Annotated in this window: 11 protein-coding genes; 5 read left to right on the forward strand and 6 right to left on the reverse strand. The window is 37.7% G+C overall.

From position 1 onward, the window contains the following. Positions 1-846: 846 nt before the first annotated feature. The 5 genes from P9B04_RS08930 to P9B04_RS08950 form a co-directional block, all read right to left on the reverse strand. Complete coding sequence (locus tag P9B04_RS08930; protein WP_342054635.1) at positions 847-1,170, reverse strand: hypothetical protein; 324 nt, start codon at positions 1,168-1,170, stop codon at positions 847-849. A gap of 78 nt (positions 1,171-1,248) precedes the next feature. After that, on the reverse strand, positions 1,249-1,479 hold the full coding sequence (locus P9B04_RS08935; RefSeq protein ID WP_342054636.1) for a hypothetical protein: 231 nt from the start codon (positions 1,477-1,479) through the stop codon (positions 1,249-1,251). Between the two features lie 431 nt (positions 1,480-1,910). Then, entirely contained in the window at positions 1,911-3,104 is a 1,194-nt protein-coding gene (locus tag P9B04_RS08940; RefSeq protein WP_342054637.1) for a TRC40/GET3/ArsA family transport-energizing ATPase, read from the reverse strand. A 35-nt stretch (positions 3,105-3,139) separates the two neighbouring features. Beyond that, the gene (locus P9B04_RS08945; protein ID WP_342054638.1) at positions 3,140-3,526 is read right to left on the reverse strand and encodes a DUF2358 domain-containing protein; all 387 of its coding nucleotides are present in this window, start codon (positions 3,524-3,526) and stop codon (positions 3,140-3,142) included. A gap of 211 nt (positions 3,527-3,737) precedes the next feature. Next, complete coding sequence (locus tag P9B04_RS08950; RefSeq protein WP_342054639.1) at positions 3,738-4,139, reverse strand: hypothetical protein; 402 nt, start codon at positions 4,137-4,139, stop codon at positions 3,738-3,740. A 428-nt stretch (positions 4,140-4,567) separates the two neighbouring features. Between P9B04_RS08950 and P9B04_RS08955 the strand changes: the two genes are divergently transcribed. The 5 genes from P9B04_RS08955 to P9B04_RS08975 are packed head-to-tail and all read left to right on the forward strand — an operon-like array spanning position 4,568 to position 6,605. After that, positions 4,568-4,858, forward strand: a complete 291-nt coding sequence (locus P9B04_RS08955) for a hypothetical protein (RefSeq protein ID WP_342054640.1) — start codon at positions 4,568-4,570, stop codon at positions 4,856-4,858. Beyond that, on the forward strand, positions 4,848-5,045 hold the full coding sequence (locus tag P9B04_RS08960; RefSeq protein ID WP_342054641.1) for a hypothetical protein: 198 nt from the start codon (positions 4,848-4,850) through the stop codon (positions 5,043-5,045). Before P9B04_RS08955 ends, P9B04_RS08960 begins: the two co-directional genes overlap by 11 nt. A 30-nt stretch (positions 5,046-5,075) precedes the next feature. Continuing rightward, positions 5,076-5,228, forward strand: a complete 153-nt coding sequence (locus P9B04_RS08965; protein WP_342054642.1) for a hypothetical protein — start codon at positions 5,076-5,078, stop codon at positions 5,226-5,228. Positions 5,229-5,275: 47 nt separating this feature from the next. After that, a complete protein-coding gene (locus P9B04_RS08970; RefSeq protein WP_342054643.1) occupies positions 5,276-5,815 on the forward strand; it encodes a siphovirus Gp157 family protein in 540 nt (179 codons plus the stop codon). Positions 5,816-5,861: 46 nt separating this feature from the next. Then, a complete protein-coding gene (locus tag P9B04_RS08975; RefSeq protein WP_342054644.1) occupies positions 5,862-6,605 on the forward strand; it encodes a GDSL-type esterase/lipase family protein in 744 nt (247 codons plus the stop codon). 190 nt (positions 6,606-6,795) lie between these two features. Here P9B04_RS08975 and ilvB read toward each other — a convergent pair whose 3' ends face one another. Beyond that, complete coding sequence (gene ilvB, locus P9B04_RS08980) at positions 6,796-8,655, reverse strand: biosynthetic-type acetolactate synthase large subunit (protein WP_342054645.1); 1,860 nt, start codon at positions 8,653-8,655, stop codon at positions 6,796-6,798. Positions 8,656-9,379 lie beyond the last annotated feature (724 nt).

The raw sequence follows: 9,379 nt of genomic DNA on the forward strand, positions 1-9,379 counted from the left end.
AGATTCTGAAACCTTGGTTTGATACGTTTTTTCCAATTCTTGTCACCCCGTCAAGTTGATCACATAATCATTTCCTCCACCCTTTCTTGCAGTGCTAGATAGTGTTCTAACCTTTGATGCAGTAAGGCGTTGATCACTCTTCGCTAATTAAAAAAGAAGAAGTCAATTACAGTTACTATAAGTGTGTTCTAATCTTTGATGCCATAAGGCGTTGATCACTGTTTTTACGGTTATTAGAAGTCGAGTTAAGTTTACCGTCAGTGTTCTAACCTTTGATGCCATAAGGCGTAGTTATTAAGGTATATTTCACATTTAACACCTGCCACCTGCCTTCTGCCTCCTGCCTCAAGCCTTAGCTTCTCATACCACAGTAGGTCGAAAACTGCTGTAAGTAAAGCTGAACACAGACAGCTAATAACCTAAAGTTCGGTATATAATGGGGGCGGAGAGACTTGAACTCTCACGACCTTGCGGTCAACGGATTTTCATTCTCTTGCAACTTTCGCTGCTGCATCATCTGAGCTTTGAGAATTGGACTCTCCCTTTACCCTCAGCCTAAACCTGTTAGGGTAGCTCCCGTCGAGTCTCTGCACCTTCTAAACCACATTGGGTTTAGCTTGGCTCAGGATTGCCTTATCTATTAATATAGAGTTAGGTTTCCCTGAGTTTGAGAGCTTACACTTGCAAGATTTCTCTAGCAAGGCTCAATTTTACTTAAGTCCGTAGCGTCTACCATTCCGCCACGCCCCCGTCTGGTGTTTAGCTAAGTTAGCTGTTTTCACCGACAACTATTTATGGTAGCACAAGATTGTCTTGTAAATAACTAATTTAAAAATTTTTTTTCATTTACGACTTTTTTTGTCGTCTCGAAGAAAGTATCCCAGTGATGACCACAAGGGCTAAACCGAGTCCACCAAAGACATTATAGGAACAATGAAGCCAAACATAGTTTAACCAACTACCATTATGGATAGCACGACTCAGTTGATACAAGGACTCATTGGAATAGTGAGATAACCAAACGTTTGTCCAACCACTTAGGGCAAAAACAGCAGCCATCGTGCCAAGGATAGGAGATAAGGTGGAATGATAGTGTCGCATTAACAGATTTTTTCTCGGGTTTTTGGCTTTTTTGGTTTGAGTCCACCACCAAATGATAATTCCACTCAAAAACAGGATAAACACCGATAAAGCAATCAAACTATTGATTAATTGATAGGTCAGTTCATTGACAGTTTGGAAACTGTGTCACTGTTGGAATATACGGTAAGCTGTATCTAGCTCAAAGTCCCGTGCGATCGCTACTAAAGTACCAGATACGGCATACCAAATGATAGGCAAAGCAATCACTATGGTTCCCAAACGTCTATGCAGTGAAAATAAGGGACCTAGGAATTGACGACGAAGAGACAACTTCTTCTCTCGTTGCCGAGGTTTAGTTAGTAAACCTGTGCCACCTGATGGCGATACCTGACTCATGCTCAAAAACTCCTTAACCCATTCCCACTTGCTGTTTTGTTTAACATGACTTACCTTGCCATGTCAAGTCTACATATTAATTTTTAACACTATGCAAACCTGAGTTGGGTGTTAAGCTATTAACCATTTAAATTGCTATGTGGGGTTGCAAGAGAGCAGGGACCAAGATAATGCGCGAGGAGAGAAGCTTTGAGGGTTTGTACTAAAATTCCTAATCAGTGTTTTAAATGCAGAATAGCTTAAGAGTTGAGTCTTTTGATAAAACCAAATAATAAGATTTGTACAGAAATGACTATAAACAGAAGTTTAATCCTTTAATTTTATCGTTGAAAAAATTATAATCTCAAACCCATATTTTTATAAATTTGTATATATTTTCTGCCTCAGTAGAGACTTATTAAAATTAAGCCTCTACTGATTTCTCTGAGTATCTATGCTTTGGTCGCAACTCCACTACTAAAGCGAATTTTCAAGAAATCTTCTTCCATTTTTGCACCAGAAGGTTTCAAGGCAGCTAAAGCTTGAGGTAAAACCAGATTACGGCGATGATTACCGATTCTAATATTCAATTCATCCCCTGTTTTATTGAGTTGAACTTTCTCTTTAGGAATTCCTGGTAGATACAATTCTAAGCTATAGTCTGGCCCATTTTGTACAACTCTAATTGTATCTTCTTCATGATAAACTTGGGAGGGATCTTCGTCTTTATAAAGAGTTTCTTTTAATCTCTCTAATGCTTGCATCCCACACATTTCCTCAGAAAATAACGGGACTTCTTTAACAGGTAAAGGATGGAAATTTTCGTGAATTTCTTGTTTATAAACTTGTTGATTATTTTTCCATTTTTCAAAAAATGGATCGTTAACTGTTTGAGGAATAATACGGTTAGCAATCACTAAGTCTGTGGAAACATTATATAGACTGAGATACGCATGGGCCCGCAAAGATTCTTTGATGACCATTTTTTCGGGGTTTGTTACCAAACGAACAGAGGTTTGTTTATTATTGGTCAAAACTTTCTCTAATTCTTCAATTTGCTCGTAAAATTCGTAAGGTGCGTCCATTACCTCCTTATCAGGTAAAGAAAATCCTGCGATCGGTCTGAATAATGGTTCCACCAAGGGACGCAAGGCCACAGACATCCCTTGTAACGGTTTATAAAATCTTCTCATATACCAGCCTCCCACTTCAGGAATGCTCAACAGTCTTAGTGCAGTTCCTGTGGGGGCCGAGTCGATAATCAAAACATCGTATTCCCCTTCGTCGTGGTGGCGTTTCATGCGAACTAAGCCAAAAATCTCATCCATCCCTGGCAAAATAGCTAGTTCTTCCGCTTGTACCCCGTCAAGTCCCCTTGCTTGCAATACCTGGGTAATATAGCGTTTAACGGCACCCCAGTTTCCTTCTAGTTCCATTAACGCATCTAGTTCGGCCCCCCAGAGGTTAGGACTTATAGAACGGGGTTCGTGTCCCAGTTCTAAGTCAAAACTATCTGCTAAGGAATGGGCCGGATCGGTACTTAAGACAAGAGTTTTGTACCCTAACTCAGCACATCTGAGGCCAGTGGCCGCAGCGACGGAAGTTTTACCAACTCCCCCTTTACCAGTCATGAGGATTACACGCATGATTTTTTCAGAAAAATTTACATTACTTATCTTTATTATGAAGGATTTAGGACAAAATGTTGTTTAAGAACATCCCAACGAGAACAGTTCCAGTAGTCAACATGGGAAATAACCAAGTTTTGGTCATTAAAAGTCAGTTCGCTACGTCCTGGGATAGAAATGGGGGGTTTCCAGGGTAAAGGTGTAGTCCAGTGTAGAGTCCATTCGGTGTGAATCATGTTGTCATTTTGATGGATGTTGTGTAATTCTAAGTCAATATTTTTAAACCAAGTTGACATAAATTGGATCATTTCTTGATAGCGTTTAACTCCTGTAAACTCATTCATTGGGTCTTTAAAATATACATTATCTGCATAGACTGAATAGGTTTGATTATCGGGAAAGGTTTGATAGTCGTTTTTGATAGTTTCTAATAGGGTCATGATGGATGGATTGTTAAAATTAATAATTAAACGGATAAAATCTCTATATTAATTTAACATATTATTAATAATCATTGACTAGTAACTCGGTTCAATAAGAAAGTCTCTCAAACTAATTAGGGTTGAGAGACTAACTCAAAATACTTTATATTTCCGCTAGGTTCGACTTAAGGACGATTAGAGTAACATTTAAACCTAGTTACGGAAGCGATTAATTTCCTACCAAACCGGCTAACAGCTTCAGTTTCTGACCATTATTTTGAATCATCAAAAGTTTACTATTTATTTTTGTGTTATTTCCTGATGAACTTCCAAAAAATATTTCAGACAGAATCATTTTTGCCCCAAATGCGGCATTAATTATTGCATCATAGTGCAGATGCTCTTTTTTGGTCATTGATTGATCCGATGTTTTAATCAAAAATTGTAAATTCTCTTCAATTTTTAAACAGTCCAAAGAAAACTCTTTTTGTTCCTGAAAGTTGCTAACTATGTTTTCCAGATAGTCTGCTATCTGATTGGTATGAAATGCAATAGTGTTGTCTTCTATACTGTTTCCTTCTGTGGGTGATGGGAGAGGATTGTCTCTCGGTTCTAAAAAAGTTTGAGTCATAGTCAATCGTGTTAACAATTTTGTGAAATACAGCTTATAAGTTAAAAGAAAATTTTTAACAAATCAAGGGTAAATGTTAAGAAAATCTGTATTTTGACATCACTAAATAGATTTATTTTTTTATAGTTGATTTTGTATCGTAAATTACGTTTGAGTATTTTTTAGTGGGATTATTTTCTCAAGTTTATTCACAAAAGGTTTAAATTCACTATTTTTGAAACCCTCAAAGGATAAGCAATATAGGGATTATCTCATTTTTCGATAATCCTTTTAACTTCATTTATAAAGTTTAAAATAAAACATTTAATAAACATTTTCATACATATTCTTATCTGATTGGTTTGTGAATAGCTATTTTATTTCTTACATTGAGGATAAAATTGCGATAAAATAAAATTAGATAATGAAATACTTTATTTTGAGGCAATATGGAATATACATCTGAACAATTACAAAAAATAGTAAATCAAGAACGCGAAAGACTTAAAGAACTTGATAAGGTTATAAATGATAGTTTGCCGGCACTATCTGATCAGGAAAATAAACTACTGGAACATTTAGCCGCTACAACTAATCAAACTAAAAAAGAGGTCTTACGTAAAGCACTAGCATTAATCAATGTAGCTATTAGTTCAGAAGAACAAGGTGCTAATCTTGCTATTATTAAAGATGGAAAAATTGTGACTGAAATTACAGGATTTTCAACCAGTGCAGAATGAACCTCAAAAACCTAAATTTGTTGATTTGTCTAACCCTGAAAATTTAGATAAAGTTTTGAACTCAGAAAATACTTTAGCCGAAAAATTAGCAACTAGCATTATAGAAAGAGACAATGAAGATGCAGCAGTTGACAGCAAAATAAAAGAAACAGATGCACAAGTAAAGCGTTGGAAGGGGTTAACTTAAACATCAGTTATATATATTGTAGGAGGAGTTTTGATTTTATTTATTGGTATTGCTAGTTATTCAATTTTAACTAATCCTAAAGCTGATAATGATGAAAAAAGTTGGGCGAGAACTACCTTAACATCTTTAGCAACTGGAGTGATTGGTTTTTTATTTGGTAAACAGGGAGGCAAAGATAGTTAAAATCATTTAAACTAATATACAAAAATATCATATAAAGGTACTAATAAATGAAACAATCAAATCATACCCTTTGGAATATTTCTGAGGAAATTATTGAACTAGAAAACTTAATTAATCAACTGCAGGAATCAGAAAAATTAAGCGAAGAAGAAAAAGAAGTTAAAATTAATCAATTATTTTCTGAGTGGCTAACTGCTGATACAAATTTTGATGAAAAGGCAGAAAAAGTGGCCCATTATATTAAATATTTAGAAGCGATAACAGAAGCACGGAAAGCTGAGGCAAAACGTTTAAGAATTTTAGCCAGTATGAGTGAAAAGCAGGGGGATAAGTTACGAGAATATTTAATTAGAGAAATGCAACGAGTCAATAAAACAAAAATTGAGGGAGTTACTTGTAAATTATCCATGAGAAAGAAACAACCTAGTATCTGTTTAAAAGTAAAACCTGAAGAACTACCCGACGAATTTAAAAGAGTTAAAATTGAAGCTAATCTAACAGAAATAAGAAAGGCTTTAAAATCTGAAAAAGAAATTGATTGGGCTTTTTTGAGCGATGATGAAGATTATAGCTTAACTATTAAATAAACTTGATAATAATTATTGCTGTGTATTTTGATTGTAAAATAATAATATGGCAAAAAAACAAACTGGATTAACTACATTTTGGGTTTTAATTATAGTTTGTGTGGGACTTGGGTTAATTTTTAGTTTTAAAATGGCCAGTGTTTCCTTGATTGTTGAGCAAATCTCTAAAATAACCCCTATGTTCTCACCTAAAGATACAAATTATCAAACTGCATACTATCAAGATAAAATCAAACAATTTGCTCAAAACCCTGGTTCTAAACAGGATATTTTTTTAGTTGGAGATAGTTTAACGGATCTAGGGAATTGGACAGAGCTTTTAAACAAGACTAACATTAAAAATAGGGGAATTATTAGGGACACAACTATAGGGGTTTTCAACCGTATTGATGAAATTATAGATGCTCAACCGCAAACAATATTTATTATGATTGGTGTTAACGATTTATGGAATGAAAATAGAACTATTGATGAGATTATTTTTACCTATAAAGAGATTCTCACCACATTAGAAAATAAAACTCCCGAAACTCAAATTTATATTCAAAGTCTTTTACCCATTAATAAACGAGATTATCCCATAAAAATAGACAATCAAGATATTAGAGAATTTAATCAAAAATTAGAAGCATTAGCCAAGGAATTTAATTATGAATATATGGACATTTATGCTAACTTTCTTGATGAATTTAACCAACTAAAATCTATTTATACTAATGATGGTGTTCATTTAACCGCCGAAGGTTACAAAGTATGGGCTAAAGCGATCGCTCAAGTCATGAAAGAATAAGAAAATATAGCATTTCTCATACTTGTGAGGTACAGAGGTTATCACTTTGAGGCAGGAGGCAGGGGGCAGGAGGCAGGAGTTAGGTTTACCTCATGAGTCGGATAAAAGCTATAAAAGAAGAAGGAGGAAAATTGAGAATTTAGAAGCCATAAAAACCCTATATTTTCCCGTACTTCTTTATCATCACAAGTTAAATTTTAGCTCCACATTCGGGACAAAACTTGTTAGTTACGGGGTTATCCATGCCACAAGAACTACAACAGATAAACTCTTTCATGGAACCTTTGGACTTTAATTGAGGAAGTCCTAACATTTGGGCGTTACTCTTACCAGGGGCAACCATAGGATAACAATTTTCATCCCGTTTCACATGAACATCCATCAATACGGGACCATCGTGGGCTAACATTTCGGCGATCGCATCAGCCAGTTGAGAATGCTCTGTAACAGTGATTCCCTTGACACCGAAGGCTTTGGCTAACAATTCAAAATCGGGCATTCCTGGCTGCATATTAGAGGAGGAATAACGCTCACCAAAAAATGCTTGTTGCCATTGTCTGACCATTCCCTGCCAACCGTTGTTAATAATAACCGTTTTGGCAGCAATGTTGTACTGTGCTAACGTGGCCAACTCCTGAAGATTCATTTGGAAACTAGCATCACCGCTGATACAGATTACCTCTTCATCTGGTAAAGCTACCTTTGCACCCATAGCAGCCGGCATTCCGTAACCCATTGTTCCCAAACCTGCGCTAGAAATCCAACGACGAGGCCCATTCTTCAAAAATTGAGCCGCCCACATTTGATGTTGTCCCACATCCGTAGTGTAATACGCTTGGGGTGCTTGACGAGCAACTTCCACGATCACCTCTTGGGGGGAGATACTATGGTCATAATGGGGAGCAACTAGGGGATATTGTTCGCGCCAACGGTTGATCCGGTTTAACCAAGTTTGGGTTTTACCTGCATTGCGAGGGGCATCGATTTCCTTTGCTCGTTGCAACAATTGTTCTAATACCTGGGTCACATCCCCAACAATAGGAACGTCTGGCATTCTATTTTTACCCACTTCTGCCGGATCGATGTCGATATGTATCACCCGCGCTCGAGAGGCAAACTCATCTAGTTTTCCCGTCACGCGATCGTCAAACCTCGATCCCACCGCAATTAAGAGATCGCACTCACTCACAGAAAAATTGGCGTAAGCAGTGCCGTGCATTCCCAACATTCCAACGGATAAGGGATGATGTTCGTCAAAAGAACCAAGACCCATTAAAGTAGTGGTAACAGGAATTTGGAAACGTTCCGCTAATTCTTGAACTTGTTTATGAGCATTAGCTGCGATCGCCCCACCGCCAACATAGAGTAAAGGACGTTCCGAATTTTCCATCAAGGACAAAGCCGCATTTATCTGACGGGGGTTGCCTTTAACCGTGGGGCGATACCCTGGTAATTTAACTTGGCCAGGTTCGATGGGGATGTAGTCGCATTCTTCTAGTCCAACATCTTTGGGGATATCGATCAAAACGGGGCCAGGCCTTCCGGTACTGGCGATATGGAAAGCTTCCGCCACAATCCTAGCCATATCTTGGGCGTACCGTACCACGTAGGAATGTTTGACGATAGGTAAAGTGATGCCAAAAATATCCGTTTCTTGGAAAGCATCGCTACCGATCGCAGCCCGTCCCACTTGTCCGGTTACCACTACCATAGGGATAGAATCGAGGTGTGCTGTAGCGATACCCGTCACCAGATTGGTTGCCCCGGGTCCAGAGGTGCCGAAACAGACCCCCACTTGACCGGTAGCCCGCGCGTAACCATCGGCGGCGTGGGATGCACCTTGTTCGTGACGTACTAAAAAATGTTGAATCTCTCCTCGTGCTTCAGCGCGGTATAATTCGTCGTAGATGGGGAGAATAGCTCCCCCTGGATAACCAAAAATATGTTTAACACCGTGACGTACTAGGCTATCTATAAGGGCATAAGCCCCTGTACAGCGTTGGGGTGTTTCTGCTAAGGATGGAGTTATTTTTGCTATTGAAGAAACCACAGGGCAAACCGCCTTACTTCATTTCTGTCTATATATTACATTTTAGTTATGTTATCCGTTTGACAACATAAAAAATTTAAACATTTAATTTTTAGGAGGCAGCTTTCGGCTTTCAGCTTTCGGCTTTCAGCAATCATAGCAATTTTCTTATGAATAGATTACAAATTCAGAGAAAAATAGTCCCCACACTTCCCACACTTCCCACACTTCCCTGTTACTGAGCGAAGTCGAAGTACACTCCCCACCCTCACTAAACCGAGATTTTGATACACTCAACTGAAAACCGCTATCAGGAGGCAGGTGTTATGCGCACATCTTGCACCTTCGATAAAACTGGCTAGTTTGTAAGGGTTCAGCTATCAGCCATTAGCTGAAACATATTAATCCCTATCATATACTGTGAGTAATATTAAACGAATGCTGAACGCTGACTGCTGACTAATTTAAGCTTTTCTAATACTGGTATAAGATATCAGTCTTTAAGGATAAAGTTCGTCTAATCCTAACTTCTTTTTCATCCCCTGATCGAAGTCAGCATTTTCCCAATTTTTTGCTTCTTTAACTTGTTCTATCGTTAAATAGATGGCTCCTTCGAGGTTGGCTCCTTTGAAGTTAATTCCAACCCCCCAAACTCCAGGAAATTCTCCTTGAGGTGGTGTTTCTGCTCCATTAACCTGTATTATTCATGAAGAAAAAACAAAACCTAAAAAATAAGGAATTGGCA

Origin of the sequence: Crocosphaera sp. Alani8 (assembly GCF_038442745.1) — a bacterium.
Lineage (GTDB): Bacteria > Cyanobacteriota > Cyanobacteriia > Cyanobacteriales > Microcystaceae > Crocosphaera.